Source organism: Micromonospora sp. NPDC020750, from assembly GCF_044334565.1.
Taxonomy (GTDB): domain Bacteria; phylum Actinomycetota; class Actinomycetes; order Mycobacteriales; family Micromonosporaceae; genus Micromonospora.
Genome location: NZ_JBIRTH010000011.1, coordinates 79592 through 101771, shown reverse-complemented (window position 1 = coordinate 101771; position 22180 = coordinate 79592). Strand labels below are relative to the sequence as shown.

Annotated in this window: 1 protein-coding gene (only partly in view); it reads right to left on the bottom strand. The window is 74.1% G+C overall.

Translation table 11 applies throughout. The annotated features are described in order from the left end of the window. A protein-coding gene (locus ACH4T9_RS27990) for a type I polyketide synthase (RefSeq protein WP_396674148.1) crosses the window boundary here: on the bottom strand, positions 1-22159 show its 5' portion. 7997 nt of this gene lie to the left of the window's left edge; 22159 of the gene's 30156 nt are visible here — the first part of the coding sequence; its start codon is at positions 22157-22159; its stop codon lies off the left edge, out of view. Between the last annotated feature and the right edge of the window lie 21 nt (positions 22160-22180).

Here is a 22180-nt window from a genome sequence, read left to right as displayed (position 1 = left end):
CCACCGGACGCACAGCCGCGTCGGCCGACAGCCAACGCGCCCACCGGCCCGCCTGCGCCGCCAACGCACCATCCGTACGCCCCGACAACACCACCGGCACCACCGACGGCACCACCCCACCGACAACCACACCCTCGATCACCGGGGCGGACGGCTGCTCGATGATCACATGCGCGTTCGTACCCGAGATCCCGAACGAGGAGACAGCCGCCCGACGCGGCCGGTTCACCGCCGGCCACGGCGTCGCCTCCGTGGCCAGGGTGACCGCACCCGCCGTCCAGTCGATGTGCGGAGACGGCTCGTCGACGTGCAACGTCGCCGGGACAACGCCGTGCCGCATCGCCATGATCATCTTGATGATGCCCGCCACACCAGCCGCAGCCTGCGTGTGACCGATGTTCGATTTGATCGACCCCAGCCAGAGCGGACTGTCTACCGGCCGGTCCTGCCCGTACGTGGCGAGCAGGGCCTGCGCCTCGATCGGGTCACCCAGCGTGGTGCCGGTGCCGTGCGCCTCCACCGCGTCCACATCGACCGTCGTCAGACGCGCGTTGGCCAACGCCTGCCGGATCACCCGCTGCTGCGACGGACCATTCGGCGCGGTAAGCCCATTCGACGCACCGTCCTGGTTGACGGCGGTGCCCCGCACCACCGCCAGGATGTTCCGACCCTCCCGCTGCGCGTCGGAGAGCCGCTGCACCAGCAGCACGCCCACGCCCTCCGACCAGCCCGTGCCATCGGCGGCAGCAGCGAACGACTTACACCGACCGTCCTGCGACAAGCCACGCTGACGCGAGAACTCGATGAACGTCCCCGGCGTCGCCATCACCGTCACACCACCGGCCAACGCCAAATCACACTCACCACTACGCAACGCCTGAACCGCCAGATGCAACGCCACCAACGACGACGAACACGCCGTATCCACCGTCACCGCCGGCCCCTCCAGGCCGAACGTGTACGCCACCCGACCCGACAGGACACTGCCCGACGTGCCGGTCCCGACGTAGCCTTCGACCTCGCCGGGGATGTCCATCAGCCGCGACGCGTAGTCGTGGTACATCACACCCGCGAACACGCCGGTCCGGCTGCCCCGCAGCCACTGCGGATCCACCCCGGCCGACTCGAACGTCTCCCACGACGCCTCCAGCAGCAGCCGCTGCTGCGGGTCCATCGCCAGGGCCTCACGCGGTGAGATTCCGAAGAAGGCCGGATCGAACTCCCCCGCCCCGTACAGGAAGCCGCCGTGCCGGGTGTACGAGGTGCCGCTGCTGTTCGGATCCGGGTCGAACAGCGACTCCAGGTCCCAGCCCCGGTCCGCCGGGAACTCCGAGATTCCGTCCCCGCCACCGGCCAGCAGCTCCCACAGTTGGTCGGGGCTGTCGACCCCACCCGGGTACCGGCAGGCCATGCCAACGATGGCGATCGGCTCGTCGGTACCGGCGACCGCGCTGACCGTCGGCTGTGCCGTTGACCGGCGTACGCCGGCCAGCTCGGACCACAGGTGGTCGGCGAGCACGGCCGGGGTGGGGTAGTCGAACACCAGCGTCGACGCCAACCGCAGCCCCGTCGCCGCGTTCAACCGGTTCCGCAGGTCCACCGCCGTCAACGAGTCGAACCCGAGTTCCCGGAACGCCCGTTCGGCCGGCACCGACTCCGCCCCACCATGCCCGAGCACCTGCGCGACCAAGCCCCGGACGAGCAGGGCGACCTGGGCCAGGCCCTCGTCCTCGGTGAGCCCGGCGAGCCGTCCGGCCCAACCGTCGCCGCCCTGTCCCGCCTGGCGGCGCGTCGCCGTAGTGCCGACCAACGCCCGCAGCATCGGCGGCACCACACCACCGGCAGCAGCAGCCCGCAACGCCGGCACGTCGACCACCATCGGCACCAACACCGGCCGCCCCACGGCCATCGCCGCGTCGAACAACTCAAGACCAGTCTCGGCACTCATCGGCGGCAGACCCGACCGCGCCGACCGCACCCGATCCACCTCACCGATCGACGCCGCCATACCCGCCGTGTCCCACATCCCCCACGCCAAGCTGACCGCAGGCAGACCCACCTGCCGCCGGTGCACCGCGAGGGCGTCCAGGAATGCATTCCCCCCCGCATACGCCGCCTGACCAGGCGAACCCAACACCCCGGCAATGGACGAGAACAACACGAACAGGTCCAGGTCCAGCCCGGCGGTGGCCTCGTGCAGGAACCAACCCGCCGACACCTTCGGCGCCAACACCCCCGCCAACCGCTCCGCCGTCAGCGTCTCGACGACCCCGTCGTCCAGCACGCCGGCCGTGTGCACCACACCCGCCAACCGACCCACCGAAGCGACCTCGGCGACCAGCCCGGACACCTGCTCCCGGTCCGTCACATCACACGCCACCACCCGAGCCGACGCACCCAACCCGACCAGCCGCCCCACCAACTCAGCCGCACCCGCAGCATCAGGACCACGCCGCGACACCAACACCAACGACCGCACCCCGTGCGCCACCACCAGGTGCTCCGCCACCAACGCGCCCAGCGCACCCGTGCCACCGGTCACCAGCACCGAACCCTCACCCACCACGAGCGAGGACTCCGACGCCGAGGACCCCGACGCTGAGAACTCCGACAACGACGCCCGCACCAGACGCGGCACGAACACCCGACCCGCCCGAACGGCAACCTGGGCACCCGTGCCCGTGGCACCGGCGAGCGTGGCGAGCAGCCCGGGTTCCACGTCGCCGGCTTCCAGGTCCGCGAGGACGATCCGGCCAGGGTGTTCCGACTGCGCCGACCGCAGCAGGCCCCACACCGCAGCGCCTGCCAGGTCCGTCACCTCGTCACCATCCCGAGCCGCCACCGCGCCCCGGGTCACCACCACCAGCCGCGACTCCGCGAGGGCATCGGCAGCCAGCCACGACCGCACCACCGACAACACGCCGGACGTCACCGCCCGCACCACGTCGGGAACCGCCACGCCAGGGACACCAGCGGACACCGGCAACACCAACGCCGCCGGCACCGCCGCACCCGCCGCAACCACATCCACCACCGCAGCCACATCCGGATACGACGCCAGCCCACCCCGGACCACCAACCCACCGGCCAGCCCGACAACACCCTCATCGCCGGCCAACCCGACAACACCCTCACCGCCGACCAGCCCGACAACACCCTCGCCGCCGACACTGTGGAGCTGCCCCGGCTGCGCTACCAGCAGCGCCCACCCGGCCGCATCACCAGCGGAAACGACCTCCTCCGCCTGCCACACCACCTCGAACAACGACCGGGTGGCCGGGTTCGGAGCGACCACCCCGCTCATCTCCCGCAGCACCAACGAGTCCACCGACACCACAGCCGCACCCGAGGAGTCCACCGCGACCAGCCGCACCCCGGAACCCTCACGGGTCAGCCGCACCCGCAGCACCCGCGCCCCCGAGGCGTGCACCTGCACGCCGGAGAACGCGAACGGCACCCGGGGGCCGTCCGACGCCGCGCCGGAAAGCAGCAGCGCGATCGGGTGCAGGGCGGCGTCCAGCAGCGCCGGGTGGACGCCGAAACGCGCCGCGTCGCCCGCCGCGTCGTCCGGCAGGGCCACCTCGGCGTACGCCGCACCGTCGGCCGTCCAGGCGCGTCGCAGGCCCTGGAACATCGGCCCGTACGCCAGGCCGTGCCCGGCCAGGGCTGCGTACCAGTCGGTCAGGTCCACCTCGGACGCGCCGGCCGGCGGCCACGCCCCGATGCCCGGCTCCTCCGGGGAGGAGGCTTCGAGCACGCCGTCCGCGTGCCGGGTCCAGCCCGCCTCGGCGTCGTCGTCGCGGCGCGAGTAGATGGCCACGGCGCGCTCCGGGGAGCCGGCGGACCCGTCGACCCGTACCTGGATCCGCACGCCGCCGGAGTCGGGGACCATCAGCGGGGCGGCCACGCTCAGCTCCCGCAGCCGGGAGAGGCCGACCTCGTCGCCGGCGCGTACCGCCAGTTCGACGAGGGCGGCGCCGGGGACGAGCGTCACGCCGGAGACCGCGTGGTCCGCCAGCCACGGGTGGGTGGCCAGCGACAGCCGGCCGGTCAGCACCATTTCGTCGTCGCCGGCCAGGTCCACCGCCGCGCCCAGCATCGGGTGTTCGGCGTCGCCCAGACCGGCCCGGGAGACGTCACCGGACCTCGGGCGGCCGGCCGCCGGCCAGTACCGCTCCCGCTGGAACGCGTACGTGGGCAGGTCGACCCGGGTCGCGCCGGTGTCGGCGAACCACTGCGCCCAGTTCACCGGCACGCCGTGCACGTGCAGCTCGGCCAGGGCGGCGAGCAGAATGTGGGTCTCGGGCCGGTCCCGGCGCTGGGCGGCGACGGCCAACACGCCGTCGTCGGCCGGCAGGACGTCTGCGGCCATCGCGGTCAGCACGCTCTGCGGCCCGATCTCCAGGAACGTGTCCACCCCGGCGGTCTTCAGGGCGGTAACCCCGTCGGCGAACCGAACCGCCTCCCGCACGTGCCGCACCCAATAGTCCGGGGTACGCAGCTCGTCGCCGTCGGCCAACGCACCGGTCAGGTTCGACACCACCGGCAGGAGCGGCGCGGCGAAGGTCAACCCGGCCAGCACCGTACGGAACTCGTCGAGCATCGGCTCCATCAACGGGCTGTGGAACGCATGACTCACCGTCAACCGGCGGGTACGCACACCCCGGCCCCGCCACGCCTGCTCGACCTCGTCGAGGGCGTCGACCGCACCGGACACCACCACGGCCGACGGACCGTTCACAGCCGCGACACCGACCCGGTCGGTGAACCCGTCCAGCGTCGACAGCACCTCGACCTCCGACGCAGCCACCGCCAACATCCCGCCGCCGACCGGCAACGCCTGCATCAACCGACCCCGCGCCGCCACCAGGACACACGCGTCCGCCAGCGACAACACCCCCGCCACGTACGCGGCCGTGATCTCACCGACCGAATGCCCGGCCACGAAGTCCGGCACCACACCGAACGACTCCACGAGGCGGAACAACGCCACCTCGACCGCGAACAGACCCGCCTGAGTGAACACGGTCTGATCCAGGAGATCGGCCTCCACCGAACCCTCGGCGGCGAACAGCACCTCACGAAGCGGCCGGGGCAACAACGGGTCCAGGTGCCCAGCCACCTCGTCCAACGCGGCGGCGAACCCGGGGAACGCCTCCGCCAACTCCCGACCCATCCCGGCGCGCTGCGCGCCCTGACCCGAGAAGAGCAGGGCCAACTGACCGCGCTGGTCGGCTGCGCCGGTGACCACCGTGCCGGAGGGGTCACCGGCGGCGAGAGCGGTCAGCGCCGTGATCAGGTCGTCGCGGCCGGTGGCCGTGACCACGGCACGGTGATCCAGGGCGGGCCGGGTGGTGATCGATGACCAGGCCACGTCCACCGGACGCAGGGCCTCGTCGGCCGACAGCCAACGCGCCCACCGGCCCGCCTGCGCCGCCAACGCACCATCCGTACGCCCCGACAACACCACCGGCACCACCGACGGCACCACCCGACCGACAACCACACCCTCAATCACCGCAGGCTGCTCGATGATCACATGCGCGTTCGTGCCCGAGATCCCGAACGAGGAGACGGCGGCCCGACGCGGCCGGTTCACCGCCGGCCACGGCGTCGCCTCCGTGGCCAGGGCCACCGCACCCGCCGTCCAGTCGATGTGCGGAGACGGCTCATCCACATGCAGGGTCGCCGGGACGAGGCCGTGCCGCATCGCCATGATCATCTTGATGATGCCCGCCACACCCGCCGCGGCCTGCGTGTGACCGATGTTCGACTTCACCGACCCGAGAAGAAGCGGCCGACCCTCGGACCGGTCCTGCCCATACGTCGCCAACAGGGCCTGCGCCTCGATCGGGTCGCCCAGCGTCGTGCCCGTGCCGTGCGCCTCCACCGCGTCCACGTCGGCCGGCGTGAGCCGGGCGTTGGCCAGCGCCTGCCGGATCACCCGCTGCTGCGACGGACCATTCGGCGCCGTCAACCCGTTCGACGCACCGTCCTGGTTCACCGCCGTGCCCCGCACCACCGCCAGGATCCGCCGCCCCTCACGCTGCGCATCCGACAGCCGCTGCACCAGCAGCACACCGACGCCCTCCGACCAGCCCGTGCCGTCGGCCGACCCGGCGAAAGACTTGCACCGCCCGTCCTGCGACAGACCACGCTGACGCGAGAACTCGATGAACGTCCCCGGCGTCGCCATCACCGTCACACCACCCGCAAGAGCCAGATCACACTCGCCGGAGCGCAACGCCTGCGCCGCCAGGTGCAGGGCAACCAGCGACGACGAACACGCCGTGTCCACGGTGACGGCCGGCCCCTCCAGGCCGAACGTGTACGCCACCCGACCCGACAGCACACTGCCCGACGTGCCGGTCCCGACGTAGCCCTCGGCGTCCGGCGGAAGGTCCTCCAACCGGGAGGCGTAGTCGTGGTACATGACGCCCGCGAAGACGCCGGTCCGGCTGCCCCGCAACCACTGCGGGTCCACCCCCGCCGACTCGAACGTCTCCCACGACGCCTCCAACAGCAGACGCTGCTGCGGGTCCATGGCGATCGCCTCGCGGGGGCTGATGCCGAAGAAGGCCGGGTCGAAGTCCGCCGCGCCGTGCAGGAACCCGCCGTGCCGGGTGTACGAGGTGCCGCTGCGGTCCGGGTCCGGGTCGAAGAGGCCGTCGAGGTCCCAGCCGCGGTCGGTCGGGAACTCGGAGATGCCGTCGCCTCCGGCGGACAGCAGGGTCCACAACTGCTCCGGCGTCTCCACCCCGCCCGGGTACCGGCACGCCATGCCCACGATCGCGATCGGCTCGTCAGTGCCCGCGGTCACCACCGCCGACCGCCGGGCGGTGATCTGACCGGAGACCAGCTCGTAGAGGTGGTCGGCGAGCACCGCCGGGGTGGGGTAGTCGAACACCAGCGTCGACGCCAACCGCAGCCCCGTCGCCGCGTTCAACCGGTTCCGCAGGTCCACCGCCGTCAACGAGTCGAACCCGAGTTCCCGGAACGCCCGGTCGGCCGGCACCGACTCCGCCCCACCATGCCCGAGCACCTGTGCGACGAGACCCCGGATCAGCACGTCGATCTGGGTGCGGGCCTCCTCGGGGGTCAGGCTCGCCAACTGGTTGGCCCAGTCGCCGCCCTGTCCCGCCTGGCGGCGCGTGTTGGTCGTGCCGACCAGCGCCCGCAGCATCGGCGGCACCACACCACCCGACAACGCAGCCCGCAACGCCGACACATCAACCACCGCCGGCACCAACACCGAACGCCCCGCCACCACCGCCGCATCAAACAACTCAAGACCAGTCTCGGCACTCATCGGCGGCAGACCCGACCGCGCCGACCGCACCCGATCCACCTCACCGATCGACGCCGCCATACCCGCCGTGTCCCACATCCCCCACGCCAACGACACCGCCGGCAGACCCCCCTGCCGCCGATACACCGCAAGGGCGTCCAGGAACCCGTTGCCCGCCGCATACGCCGCCTGACCCGGCGAACCCAACACCCCAGCAATGGACGAGAACAGCACGAACAGATCCAGATCGAGGTCGGCCGTCGCCTCGTGCAGGAACCAACCCGCCGACACCTTCGGCGCCAACACACCCGCCAACCGCTCCGCGCTGATCCCCGACACCACACCGTCGTCGAGCACGCCAGCCGTGTGCACCACACCCGCCAACCGACCCGCCGCGACGACCTCACCGACCAGCCCGAACACCTGCTCCCGGTCCGTCACGTCACACGCCACCACCCGGGCGGCAGCACCCAGACCTGCCAGCCGCTCCACCAGCTCGGCCGCACCCGCAGCGTCAGGGCCCCGCCGCGACACCAGCACCAACGACCGCACCCCGTGGGCCCGGACCAGGTGCTCGGCCACCAGCGCGCCCAGCGAGCCGGTGCCGCCGGTCACCAGCACCGAACCCTCACCCACCACAAGCGAGGAATCCGACGACGACGCCCGCACCAGACGCGGCACGAACACCCGACCAGCCCGAACGGCCACCTGGGCACCCGCGGCGTCCTCGGCGACCCGCGCCAGGACGGCCACCACGCCCGCGTCCACGTCATCGTCGACATCGGCCAGCACGATCCGACCGGGGTGCTCCGACTGCGCCGACCGCAGCAGACCCCACACCGCAGCGCCCGCCAGGTCCGTCACCTCGTCACCATCCCGAGCCGCCACCGCACCCCGGGTCACCACCACCAGCCTCGAACCCGCCAGAGCATCCGCGGCCAACCACGACCGCACGGACGACAGCACGCCGGACGTCACCTCGCGCACCGACTCCGGCACTGCCATGCCAGGGGCACCGGCAGGCACCGGCAGCACCAGCGCGGGCGGCACCGCCGCACCCGCCGCGACCGCATCCACCACCGCAGCCACATCCGGGTACGCCACCAGCCCACCCCGGACCACCAACTCACCGGCCAGCCCGGCAGCACCCTCATCGCCGGCCAGCCCGACAGCACCCTCATAGCCGACACTGTGGAGCTGCCCCGTCGGCGCCACCAGCAGCGCCCAACCGGCCGCGTCGCCGACGGAGACAGCCTCCTCCGCCTGCCACGCCACCTCGAACAACGACCGCGCCGCCGGGTTCGGAGCGACCACCCCGGTCATCTCCCGCAGCACCAGCGAGTCCACCGACACCACAGCCGCACCCGAGGAGTCCACCGCGACCAGCCGCACGCCGGAGCCCTCGCGGGTCAGTCGTACCCGCAGCACCGATGCCCCCGAGGCGTGCACCTGCACACCGGAGAACGCGAACGGCACCCGGGGGCCACCGGCCTCACCGGCCAGCAGCAACCCGACCGGGTGCAGGGCCGCGTCCAGCAGCGCCGGGTGCAGCCCGAACGCCGCCGCCTCCCCCGCCACCTCGTCCGGCAACGCCACCTCGGCGAACACCTCACCGCCGGAAGCCCACGCCCGCCGCAACCCCTGGAACACCGGCCCGTACGCCAGGCCGTGGGTGGCGAGCACGCCGTACCAGTCGGTCAGGTCCACCTCGTCTGCGCCGGCCGGCGGCCACGCGCCGATGCCCGGCTCCGCCGCGCCGGTCGCTTCGAGCACGCCCTCGGCGTGCCGGACCCACTCCGCCTCCGGGTCGCCCTCGGTCTGGGAGTGCACCGTCACGGCCCGGGAGCCGGAGGCGTCGGACGCGCCGACGCGCACCTGCACCCGAACCCCACCCGACGCGGGCAACACCAACGGCGCCGCCACGGTCAACTCCCGCACCCGCGACGCACCCACCTCGTCACCGGCCCGCACCGCCAACTCCACCAACGCCGTACCCGGCACCACCACCACACCGGCGACCACATGATCGGCCAACCAGGCGTGCGTCGACACCGACAACCGACCGGTCAGCACCACCATGTCCTCGCCGGCCACCGACACGGCCGCGCCGAGCAGCGGGTGCCCGGCGACGCCCAGCCCTGCGCCGGAGACGTCCCCGGCGCGCGGGCGGCCTGCGCCGAGCCAGTACCGCTCGTGCTCGAAGGCGTACGTGGGCAGGTCGACCAGCGTCGGGCGGGACTCGGCGTACCACTGCTGCCAGGTCACCGGCACGCCGTTGACGTGCAACTCCGCCAGCGCGTGCAGCAGCGCCTGCGGGGCGGGACGGTCCCGTCGCTGCGTCGCGAGCGTCAGCGTTCCCTCGGGCAGCAGTTCGGCGTTCATGGCGGTCAGCACGCTCTGCGGGCCGACCTCCAGGAACGTGTCCACCCCGGCGTCGCGCAGGGCGGTGATCCCGTCGGCGTACCGGACGGCTGCGCGGACGTGCCGCACCCAGTAGTCCGGGCGGGTGATCTCCTGCGGGTCGACGACCGCCCCGGTCAGGTTCGACACCACCGGCAGCAGCGGCGCGCGGAACGTCAGCGCCTCCAGGGCAGTCCGGAAGTCGTCGAGCATCGGTTCCATCAGCGGGCTGTGGAACGCGTGGCTGACGGCGAGCCGGCGGGTGCGTACGCCCCGGTCCGTCCAGACCTGCTCCAGCTCGTCGAGGGCGTCGACGGCACCGGAGACCACCACGGCGGACGGGCCGTTCACGGCCGCGATCCCGAGCCGGTCGGTGTGACCGTCCAGGCTGGACGTCACGTCGGCCTCGGACGCGTTGACGGCCAGCATCCCGCCGCCGGCCGGCAGCGCCTGCATCAGGCGACCACGCGCCGCCACCAGGACACACGCGTCCGCCAGCGACAACACCCCCGCCACGTACGCGGCCGTGATCTCACCGACCGAATGCCCGGCCACGAAGTCCGGCACCACCCCGAACGACTCCACGAGCCTGAACAACGCCACCTCGACCGCGAACAGACCCGCCTGCGTGAACACGGTCTGATCCAGCAGCTCCGCCTCCACCGAGCCCTCGGCGGCGAACAGCACCTCACGAAGCGGACGCGGCAACAACGGGTCCAGGTGCCCACACACCTCGTCCAACGCGGCGGCGAACACGGGGAACGCCTCCGCCAACTCCCGACCCATCCCGGCACGCTGCGCGCCCTGGCCGGAGTAGAGCACGGCGAGGGGGCCGCGCGCCGCACCCGTACCGGTGACGACCCCACCGGCCGGCGAGCCGGCGGCGAGGGCGCGCAGCCCGGCCAGCAGCTCGTCCCGGTCGGTGGCCGCGACCATCGCGCGGTGCTCCAGCGTCGACCGGCTGACCAGCGAGGACCAGGCGACGTCCGCCGGGCGCGGGGCCTCGTCGGCGGCGAGCCAGTGGGCCCAGCGGTCGGCCTGGGCCGCCACGGCTGCCTCGGTCCGGGCCGAGAGCAGCACCGGCACCAGCGGCGGTACGGCGTCGTCCGCCGGTTCCGTCCGGGTCTCGGTGGGCGGCTGCTCGATGATCACGTGGGCGTTCGTGCCGCTGACCCCGAAGGAGGAGACGGCGGCGCGGCGCGGCCGGCCCGGGGCGGGCCACTCGCGGGCCTCGGTGAGCAGCTCGACCGCGCCCGCTGACCAGTCGATGTGCGGCGACGGCTCGTCCACGTGCAGGGTGCGTGGCATCGTCCCGTGCCGCATCGCCATGATCATCTTGATCACACCGGCCACCCCGGCGGCGGCCTGCGTGTGACCGATGTTCGACTTGATCGACCCCAGCCAGAGCGGACTGTCTACCGGCCGGTCCTGCCCGTACGTCGCCAGCAGCGCCTGCGCCTCGATCGGGTCACCCAGCGTGGTGCCGGTGCCGTGCGCCTCCACCGCGTCCACATCGACCGTCGTCAGGCGCGCGTTGGCCAACGCCTGCCGGATCACCCGCTGCTGCGACGGACCATTCGGCGCGGTGAGCCCGTTCGACGCACCGTCCTGGTTCACCGCCGTACCCCTGACGACGGCCAGGATCCGCCGGCCGTCCCGCCGGGCGTCCGACAGCCGCTGCACCAGCAGAACCCCGACGCCCTCCGACCAGCCCGTGCCATCGGCCGACGCTGCGAACGACTTACACCGACCGTCCTGCGACAGACCACGCTGACGCGAGAACTCGATGAACGTCCCCGGCGTCGCCATCACCGTCACACCACCGGCCAACGCCAGATCACACTCACCCGACCGCAACGCCTGCACCGCCAAGTGCAACGCCACCAGCGACGACGAACACGCCGTATCCACCGTCACCGCCGGCCCCTCCAGGCCGAACGTGTACGCCACCCGACCCGACAGCACACTGCCCGACGTGCCGGTGCCGATGTAGCCGCCCACCCCCTCGGGCAGCTCCTGCACCTGCGAGGCGTAGTCGTGGTACATCAGGCCGGCGAACACGCCCGTCCGGCTGCCCCGCAACCGCACGGGGTCCAGCCCGGCGGACTCGAACGTCTCCCACGACGCCTCCAACAACAGACGCTGCTGCGGATCCATCGCGACCGCCTCGCGCGGGCTGATGCCGAAGAAGGCCGGGTCGAACTCGGCCGCCCCGTACAGGAACCCGCCGTGCCGGGTGTACGACGTCCCGGGGTTGTCCGGGTCGGGGTGGAAGATCCGGTCGAGCTCCCAGCCCCGGTCGGCCGGGAACTCCCCGATCCCGTCGGCGCCGGTGGCGACGAGCTGCCAGAGCTGCTCGGGGCTCGTCACGCCGCCCGGGTACCGGCAGGCCATGCCCACGATCGCGATCGGCTCGTCGACGTTCGTGTTCGCCACGGCGTCGCGCTGCTCGGCGACCTGCCCGGACAGCTGCTCGTAGAGGTGGTCCGACAGCGCGCCGGGGGTCGGATAGTCGAAGACGAGGGTAGAGGTCAGCCGTAGCCCGGTCGCGGTGTTGATCCGGTTCCGCAGCTCCACGGCGGTCAGCGAGTCGAAGCCCAGCTCCCGGAACGCCCGGTCGGCGGGCACCTGGTCGGCGCCGCTGTGCCCGAGGACCTGCGCGATCAGGCCCCGGACGAGCAGGGCGACCTGGGTGCGCGCCTCCTGCGGGTCGAGGCCGGCGAGCCGGTCGGCCCAGCCTCCGGCGGCGGGTCGCCGCCGGCTGGCGGTCGAGCCGATCAGGGTCCGCAGCATCGGCGGCACCCGCCCGGCGGTGGTCTGCGCCCGCATGGCCGGCAGGTCGACCACGGCCGGCACCAGCGCGGCACCCCCGTGGGCCAGCGCGGCGTCCCACAGCCCGAGGCCGACGGGGGCGGTCATCGGGGTGAGGCCGGCACGGCTGACCCGGGCCCGGTCGGTGTCGTTGATCGAGCTGGCCATGCCGTCGGTGTCCCACATGCCCCATGCGAGGCTCACCGCCGGCAGGCCCCGCTGGGCGCGGAGCTGGGCGAGGGCGTCCAGGAAGGCGTTGCCTGCGGCGTACGCGGCCTGGCCGGGGGAACCGAGCACGCCGGCGATGGACGAGAACAGCACGAACAGGTCGAGATCCAGCTCCGCCGTCGCCTCGTGCAGCCACCAGCCCGCGGTGACCTTGGGCGCCAGCACGTCCGCCAGCCGGTCGGCGGTGATCCCGGTGACGACGCCGTCGTCGAGGACGCCAGCGGTGTGCACCACGCCGGCCAGCCGGCCGTCGGCGGTGATCCGGCGGACCAGCGCGTCGACCTGCGTCCGGTCGGTCACGTCGGCCGTGGCGATCTGGACGGCGGCGCCGAGGCCGGTCAGCCGCTCCGCCAGGTCGGCCGCGCCCGGGGCCGCCGGGCCCTGGCGGGAGGCCAGCACCAGCGACCGCACCCCGTACGCCGTGACGAGGTGCTCGGCCACCAGGGCGCCCAGCGAGCCGGTTCCGCCGGTCACCAGGACGGTGCCCGCGCCGACCACCGGCGCGGCCTGCGCACCGCCGGCCGCGCGGGCCAGCCGTGGGACGTACGCCGTGCCGGCGCGCACCGCGAGCTGCCCGCCTGCCCCTGGGTCGGCGGCGAATCCGGCCAGCAGGGCCAGCAGCTCCGGGCCGAGGTCGGCGTCGGGTTCGAGGTCGGCCAGCACGATCCGGCCGGGGTGTTCCGACTGCGCGGACCGCAGCAGGCCCCAGACGGCGGCCCCCGCCACGTCGGTGACCCGGTCGTCGGGGTGGGCGGCGACCGCCCCACGGGTGACGACGACCAGGCGGCAGTCCGCGAGGGCGTCGGCGGCCAGCCACCCCTGCGCCTCGCGCAGCACGGCCCCGGTCGCGGCGCGCACCGCCTCGGGCACGCCGGCCTCGGGCACGTCGGCGTCTGGCACGTCGGCCTCGGCCGCATCGGTCTCGGTCGCCGTGTGCACGGGCAGCAGCAGCGCCGCCGGGGCGGGGGCCGTCGCGCCCGTCACCGCCTCGACCACGGCCGCCACGTCCGGGTACGCCGCCGCGCCGTCGGTGGCGTCGCCGCCGAGCACCGCCCAGCCGTACCCGGCGTCGGCCGGGGCGACCTGCTCCGGCTGCCACGACACCTCGAACAGCGAGCGGTTCGCCTGGTTCGGCGTGCTCGCCGCGGTCATCTCGCGCAGCGTCAGGGAGTCCACCGACACCACCGGCGTGCCGGCCTCGTCGACGGCGACCAGCCGCACCGAGGACCCGCTCGCGGTCAGGCGCACCCGGAGGGTCCGCGCGCCGATCGTGTGGACCTGCACCCCCTCGAAGGAGAACGGCACCCGGGGGCCGTCGCCCGTGGCCTCGGCGGGCAACAGCCCGACGGGGTGCAGCGCGGCGTCCAGCAGCGCCGGGTGCACGCCGAATCCGGCCGGGTCCCCGACCACCGTGTCGGGGAGGGTCACCTCGGCGTACACCGTGCCGTCGGCGGTCCACGCGCGCCGCAGGCCCTGGAAGACCGGCCCGTAGGCGAGCCCGTGCCCGGCGACGGCCGGGTACCAGCCGGTGAGGTCCACCTCGGCCGCGCCGGCCGGGGGCCAGGCGCCCACGGTGGGCTCCTCGGCGGTGGGGAGGCCGACGACGCCGTCGGCGTGCCGGGTCCAGCCGGCCTCCGGGTCCTCCTCGGACTGGGAGTGCACGGTTACCGGCCGGGCGCCCGTCGCGTCGACCGGGCCGACCCGGACCTGTACCCGCATTCCGCCGCCGCCGGCGGGCAGCACCAGCGGGGCGAGCACGGTGAGATCGCGGACGCGGGACGCGCCCACCTCGTCGCCGGCCCGGACGACGAGGTCGAGCAGGGCGGTGCCCGGCACCACCACGGCACCGGAGACGACGTGGTCGCCCAGCCAAGGGTGGGACGACAGCGACAGCCGGCCGGTCAGCACCACCATGTCCTCGCCGGCCACCGACACCGTCGCGCCGAGCAGCGGGTGACGGGCCACGCCGAGGCCCGCGCCGGACACGTCGGCCGCCTGCCCGACGGGCGACAGCCAGTACCGCTGGTGCTGGAACGCGTACGTCGGCAGCTCGACCCGGGTTGCGCCAGTGTCGGTGAACCACTGGGTCCAGGTCACCGGCACGCCGTGCACGTGCAGCTCCGCCAGGGCGGCCAGCAGCGCGTGACCCTCCGGCCGGTCCCGGCGCTGGGCGGCGACGGCCAACACACCGTCGTCACCGGGCAGGACGTCGCCGGCCATCGCGGTCAGCACGCTCTGCGGGCCGATTTCCAGGAACGTGTCCACCCCGGCGCTGCGTAGCGCGGTGACCCCGTCGGCGAACCGGACCGCCTCCCGCACGTGCCGCACCCAGTACCCCGGAGTACGCAGCTCGTCGCCCTCGGCCAGCCCGCCGGTCAGGTTCGACACCACCGGCAGCAACGGCGCGGCAAACGTGAGCCCGGCCAGCACCGTACGGAACTCGGCCAGCATCGGCTCCATCAACGGACTGTGGAACGCATGACTCACCGTCAACCGGCGCGTCCGCACACCCCGGCCCCGCCACGCCTGCTCCAGCTCGTCGAGAGCGTCGACCGCCCCGGACACGACGACAGCCGACGGACCATTCACAGCCGCAACACCGACCCGGTCGGTGAACCCGTCCAAGCTGGACAGGACATCCGCCTCGGCTGCGGCGACGGCGAGCATCCCGCCGCCGGTCGGCAACGCCTGCATCAACCGACCGCGCGCCGCCACCAGGACACACGCGTCCGCCAGGGACAGCACCCCGGCGACGTACGCGGCCGTGATCTCACCGACCGAGTGACCCGCCACGAAGTCCGGCACCACCCCGAACGACTCCACCAACCGGAACAACGCCACCTCGACGGCGAACAGACCCGCCTGGGTGAACACGGTCTGGTCGAGGAGACTCGCCTCCACCGAACCCTCGGCGGCGTGCAGCACCTCACGAAGCGGACGCGGCAACAACGGGTCCAGGTGCCCGCACACCTCGTCCAACGCGGCGGCGAACACGGGGAATTCGGCGTACAGGTGCCGGCCCATGCCGGCGCGCTGCGCGCCCTGACCGGAGAACAGCAGCGCGAGCTGGCCCCGCTGGCCGGCGGTGCCGGTGACCACCGCGCCGGAGGGGTCCCCGGCGGCGAGAGCGATCAGCGCAGCGATCAGGTCGTCCCGATCGGTCGCGGCGATCACCGCGCGCTCGTCCAGCGTCGCGCGGGACACCACCGAGGAGAGTGCCACGTCGAGCGGGCTACTGTCCTCGTCGGCCGTGAGCCAGGCCGCCCAGCGGTCCGCCTGGGCCGCCAGCGCCGCGCTGTCGCGGGCGGACAGGAGCACCGGGGCCAGCGACCGCGCGGCGACGGGGGTCGGCTGCTCGGCGTCCGCCTCGTCCCCGGCCGGCGGGGCGGGGGGCTGTTCGAGGATCAGGTGGACGTTGGTGCCGCTGATGCCGAACGAGGACACGGCGGCCCGGCGGGGGCGGTCCACCTCGGGCCAGGGGCGCGCCTCGGTCAGCAGCGACACGGCGCCGGCCGACCAGTCCACGTGCGGGGTGGGCTCGTCGAGGTGCAGGGTCGACGGGAGCAGCCCGTGCCGCATCGCCATGATCATCTTGATGATGCCGGCGACCCCGGCGGCGGCCTGCGCGTGCCCGATGTTCGACTTGATCGACCCGAGGAACAGCGGCCGGTCCGCCGGCCGGTCCTGGCCGTACGTGGCCAGCACGGCCTGCGCCTCAATCGGGTCACCCAGCGTGGTGCCGGTGCCGTGCGCCTCGACGGCGTCCACGTCGGCGACGGTGAGCCGGGCGTTGGCCAGCGCGGCCCGGATGACCCGCTGCTGCGCGGGGCCGTTCGGCGCGGTGAGGCCGTTGGACGCGCCGTCCTGGTTGACGGCGCTGCCGGCGAGCACGGCGAGCACCTGCCGGCCGTCCCGTCGCGCGTCGGACAGGCGCTGGACCAGCAGGACGCCGACGCCCTCGGACCAGCCGGTGCCGTCGGCGGACGCGGCGAAGGACTTGCACCGCCCGTCGGGGGCGAGGCCACCCTGCCGGGAGAACTCCACGAACGCGCCGGGGGTGACCATGACGGTCACGCCGCCGGCCAGGGCCAGATCGCACTCGCCGCCGCGCAGCGCCTGGGCGGCGAGGTGCACCGCCACCAGCGACGACGAGCAGGCGGTGTCGATGGTGACCGCAGGCCCCTCCAGACCGAGGGTGTAGGAGACCCGGCCGGAGATGACGCTGTGCGCTCCCCCGGTGAGCTGGTAGCCGGCCAGCTCCTCCGGGGTGTCGGTGGTGCCGTAGCCCGACGGGGAGGCGCCGACGAAGACGCCGGTACGGCTGCCGCGCAGCCGGTCCGGGTCGACGCCCGCCTGCTCCAGGGCCTCCCAGGACGCCTCCAGCAGCAGCCGCTGCTGCGGGTCCATGGCCAGGGCCTCGCGCGGCGAGATGCCGAAGAAGCCCGGGTCGAAGGCGGTGGCGCCGGGGACGAAGCCACCCTCGCGGGTGTGCGACACCGGCCGGCCCTCGGCGTCGACGGCCAGCAGCCGGGCGATGTCCCAGTTGCGGTCCTCGGGGAACCCGCTGATGCCGTCGCGGCCGGTGGCGACGAGGTCCCACAGCTCGCCGGGGCTGCTCACGCCGCCGGGGTACCGGCAGCTCATGCCCACGATGACGATCGGGTCGTCGTCGACCGGCCCGGCGGGGCCCCAGGTGGTCACGGTGTCGACCTCGTGCAGGCGCAGCGCGGACGACAGGTGGTCGGCGAGGGTGGCCGGGTTCGGGTAGTCGAAGACGAGGGTGGTGGGCAGGGAGAGGCCGGTGGCGGCGCTGAGCCGGTTGCGCAGCTCCACCGCGGTCAGCGAGTCGAAGCCCAGCTCCTTGAACGCCCGGTTCGCCTTGACCAGCTCCGGGCCGGTGTGCCCGAGCACGGTGGCGGCGACCGTGCGGACCAGGTCGGTGAGGTGCCGGTCCTGCTCAGCGCGGGGCAGGGTGAGCAGTTGCTGCCGCAGGCCGCCGCCGGCCCCGTCGGCCGGCTCCTCGTCGGTGGCCCGCAGGGCGTCCCGGGCCTCGGCGATGTCGTCGAGCAGCGGCCGGGGCCGCGCGGCGGCGAACGCCGGGGTGAACAGGGACCAGTCGACGTCCGCCACGGTCAGCGACGGCGCGGACCGGCCGACGGCGCTGCGCAGGGCGTACACGGCCTGGGCCGGGGACATCGCGGTGAGGCCGCGCCGGGCCAGCAGTTCCTGGCCCTCCCCGCTGGCCATGCCGCCGTCCGCCCAGGGGCCCCAGGCGACCGCCGTGGCGGCGAGACCGCGGGCGCGCCGCCGCTCCGCGAGCGCGTCCAGGAAGGCGTTGCCGGCGGCGTAGGCGGCCTGGCCGCCGCTGCCCCAGATCCCGGCGATCGAGGAGAACAGCACGAACGCGTCCAGCGGCCGGTCGCCCAGCAGCTCGTCCAGGTGGACCGCGCCGGCGATCTTGCCATCGAGGACGGCGGCGAGCGCGGCCAGGTCGGTGTCCACCAGCCTGGCGAGCTGACCCACGCCGGCGGCGTGCACGACCGCCGTCAGCGGGGCGTCGTCCGCGTCGATGTCGCGCAGCACCGCCTCGACCTGCGCCCGGTCGGCCGCGTCGCAGGCGACCAGCGACACCCGCGCGCCGAGCCCGGCCAGTTCGTCCCGCAGCTCCGCCGCGCCCGGCGCCCGCTCGCCACGGCGGCTGGTCAGCACGACGTGCGCGGCGCCGTTGGCCGCCACCCAGCGGGCCACGTGGGCGCCGAGCGCCCCGGTGCCGCCGGTGATCAGCACCGTCCCGGAGGGCTGCCAGCGTTCGACGGTTCCCACGCCGGCGGGGTCGGCGCGGACCAGCCGGCGCACGAAGACGCCGGAGGGGCGTACGGCGATCTGGTCCTCGTCGCCGGCCCCGGCCAGCACGCCCACGAGCCGGTCCCAGCCGGCCGCGTCGGGGCGCTCCGGCAGGTCGGCCAGGCCGCCCCAGAGCTGGGGGTGTTCCAGCCCGGCTACCCGGGCCAGGCCCCACAGTCCGCCCTGGGCGACGCTGCGGACGCCGTCGGCGTCGCCGGTGCCGACCGCGCCCTGGGTGAGGGTCCACACCGGCAGCGTGACGTCGGCGTCGTGCAGGGCCTGCATCAGGGTCGCCGTCGCGGCGGTGCCGGTCGACACCGCCGGGTGGCCGGGGTGCGGCCGGTCCAGCAGGCCGAGCAGGGAGACCGCCGCCGCGAACCGGCGGTCCGCCGGCAGCGCGGCCAGCCAGGCCGCCAGCTCGTCCCGGCCGGTCAGCGGGTCCACCGGCAGGCGGTGGACCGTCCCGCCGACGGCGCGGAGCGCCGCCGTCAGCGCGTCGGCCCACTGCGCCACCGCCGGGTCGCCGGCCGGTTCGAGCAGCAGCCAGTCGCCGATCGGCGCGGCGGCGGCGGGCGTCGCCGCGCGCTTCCACACCACCCGGTACGACCAGCCGTCGACGACGGCGTCGCGCAGCCGCGCCCGGCGCCAGGACGACAGGACCGGCAGCGCCGGGGCGAGGACGTCCGCGCCGTCGTCGCCGAGCTGCGCGGCCAGCGCCGCCACGTCGGAGCGTTCCACCGCGGACCAGAACTCGACGTCGAGGACGTCGGGGCTGACCGGGCCGGTGACGGAGGCCGGAAGCTGCTCCGGCCAGTAACGCTGCCGCTGGAACGCGTACGTGGGCAGGCCGACCGTGGTCGCGCCCGTGTCGGCGTACATCGTGGGCCAGTCGACGGCCGCGCCGTTGACGTGCAGTTCGGCGAGGGCGGCGAGCAGCGCCCGGGGCTCGGGACGGTCGGCCCGCAGCAGGGGAACCGCGACGACCGGGGTCGCGTCGTCGGCGGCCGGGTCGACCGGCTGCGGGCCGAGGACGTCCTGGGTCATCGCGGTGAGGACGCTGCGGGGCCCGATCTCCAGGAACGTGTCGACCCCGGCGGCGCGGAGCGCGGTGATCCCGTCGGCGAACCGCACGGCCTCCCGGACGTGTCGCACCCAGTACTGCGGGGTGCGCAACTCGTCGCCGACGGCCAGCGCGCCGGTCACGTTCGACACCACCGGCAGCCGGGGCGCGGCGAACGTGAGCCCGGCCAGCACAGACCGGAACTCGTCGAGCATCGGCTCCATCAACGGACTGTGGAACGCGTGACTCACCGACAACCGGCGGGTCCGGACGCCCCGGTCCCGCCAGGTCCGCTCGATCCCGTCGAGGGCCTCCACCGCACCGGACACCACCACAGACGCCGGCCCGTTCACCGCCGCGACACCAACCCGGCCGGCAAGGCCGTCGAGGCTCTCCGCCACGTCCACCTCGGACGCGCCCACCGCCAACATTCCCCCACCGGCCGGCAACGCCTGCATCAACCGGCCACGAGCCGCCACCAGAACACACGCGTCGGGCAGGGACAACACCCCGGCGACGTGCGCGGCCGTGATCTCACCGACCGAATGACCGCCCACGAAGTCCGGCACCACACCGAACGACTCGACCAGCCGGAACAACGCCACCTCGACCGCGAACAGACCGGCCTGGGTGAATACGGTCTGATCCAGCAGGCCCGCCTCGACCGTGCCCTCCACCGCGAACAGCACCGGCTTCAACGGCTGCGGCAACAGCCCATCCAGCAGCCCACACACCTCGTCCAGGGCCGACGCGAACACGGGGAACCCGTCGTACAACTCCCGGCCCATCCCGGCGCGCTGCGCCCCCTGGCCGGAGAACAGCACCGCCAGCGGACCCCGGTCCGCCGCCCGACCCGCCACCACCGCACCCGACGACTGCCCCGAGGCCAGGGCACGCAGCCCGGCCAGCAGCTCGTCCCGGTCGGTCGCGGTCAGCACGGCCCGGCTGTCCAGCGCCGACCGCGACACCGCCGACGACCAGCCGACGTCCAGGGGACGCAGGTCCCCGTCGGCCGCCAGCCACCTGGCCCAGCGGCCGGCCTGGCCGGCGAGCGCGGCGTCGGAGCGGGCGGACAGCAGCACCGGCACCACCGGGAGGGTGGCGGCCGGTTCCGGGGCGTCGGCGTCGGCTTCCGGGGCGGGGGGTTCCTCGATGATGGTGTGCGCGTTGGTCCCGGAGATGCCGAAGGACGAGACGGCGGCCCGCCGGGGCCGTCCGGTCGCCGGCCAGGGCCGCGCCTCGGTCACCAGCGACACGGCGCCCGCCGACCAGTCGACCTTCGGCGTCGGGGAGTCCACGTGCAGGGTCGACGGGACGACGCCGTGCCGCATCGCCATCACCATCTTGATGATCCCGGCGACGCCCGCGGCCGACTGGCTGTGCCCGAAATTCGACTTGATCGAGCCGAGCAGCAGCGGCCGGTCGGCGGGCCGGTCCTGCCCGTACGTGGCCAGCACGGCCTGCGCCTCGATCGGGTCGCCGAGGACGGTGCCGGTGCCGTGCGCCTCGACGGCGTCCACGTCGGCGGTGGTGAGCCGGGCGTTGGCCAGGGCCTGCCGGATCACCCGCTGCTGGGCGGGGCCGTTCGGGGCGGTGAGCCCGTTCGACGCGCCGTCCTGGTTGACGGCGCTGCCCCGGATCACGGCCAGCACGCGGTGCCCCTTGCGCTGGGCGTCCGACAGCCGCTCCACCAGCAGCAGGCCGACGCCCTCCGCCCAGCCGGTGCCGTCGGCGGCGGCGGCGAAGGACTTGCACCGGCCGTCCGGGGCCAGGCCGCGTTGCCGGGAGAAGCCGACGAACGGGCTGGGGGTGGCCATGATGCACACGCCGCCGGCCAGGGCGAGGTCGAAGTCGCCCTGGCGCAGGGCCTGGGCGGCGAGGTGCAGGGCCACCAGCGACGACGAGCAGGCGGTGTCGACGGTGACCGCCGGCCCCTCCAGGCCGAGGGCGTACGCGATCCGGCCGGAGACGACGCTCGTGGCCGTGCCGGTCAGCAGGTAGCCCTCGTCGGTGCCCTCCATCTCGGTCTGCGGGCCCATCCCGTACCCGTTGGCAGCGGTGCCGACGAAGACGCCGACCTTCTGGCCGCGCATGGACGCGGGCGCGATTCCCGCGTATTCGAACGCCTCCCACGACGTCTCCAGCAGCAGCCGCTGCTGGGGGTCCATGGCGACCGCCTCGCGGGGCGAGATGCCGAAGAAGCCGGCGTCGAACTCGGCCGCGTCGTAGAGGAAGCCGCCCTCGCGGGTGGTGGAGCGGCCCGCCCGGTCGGCGTCGGCGTCGTACAGGTTGTCCAGGTCCCAGCCCCGGTCGGTGGGGAAGCCGCCGACGGCGTCGCTGCCCGACGCGACCAGGTCCCACAGCTGCTCCGGGGTGGAGACGCCCCCGGGGTAGCGGCAGGACATCGCCACGATCGCGATCGGTTCGCGCGCGGCGGCGGTGAGCTGCTGGTTGAGCTGACGGAGGCGGCCCGTCTCCTTGAGCGAGGCGCGGAGCGCCTCGACGACCTTGTCTGCGGACGTAGACATCACAAGCTCCGTACTGGGGAC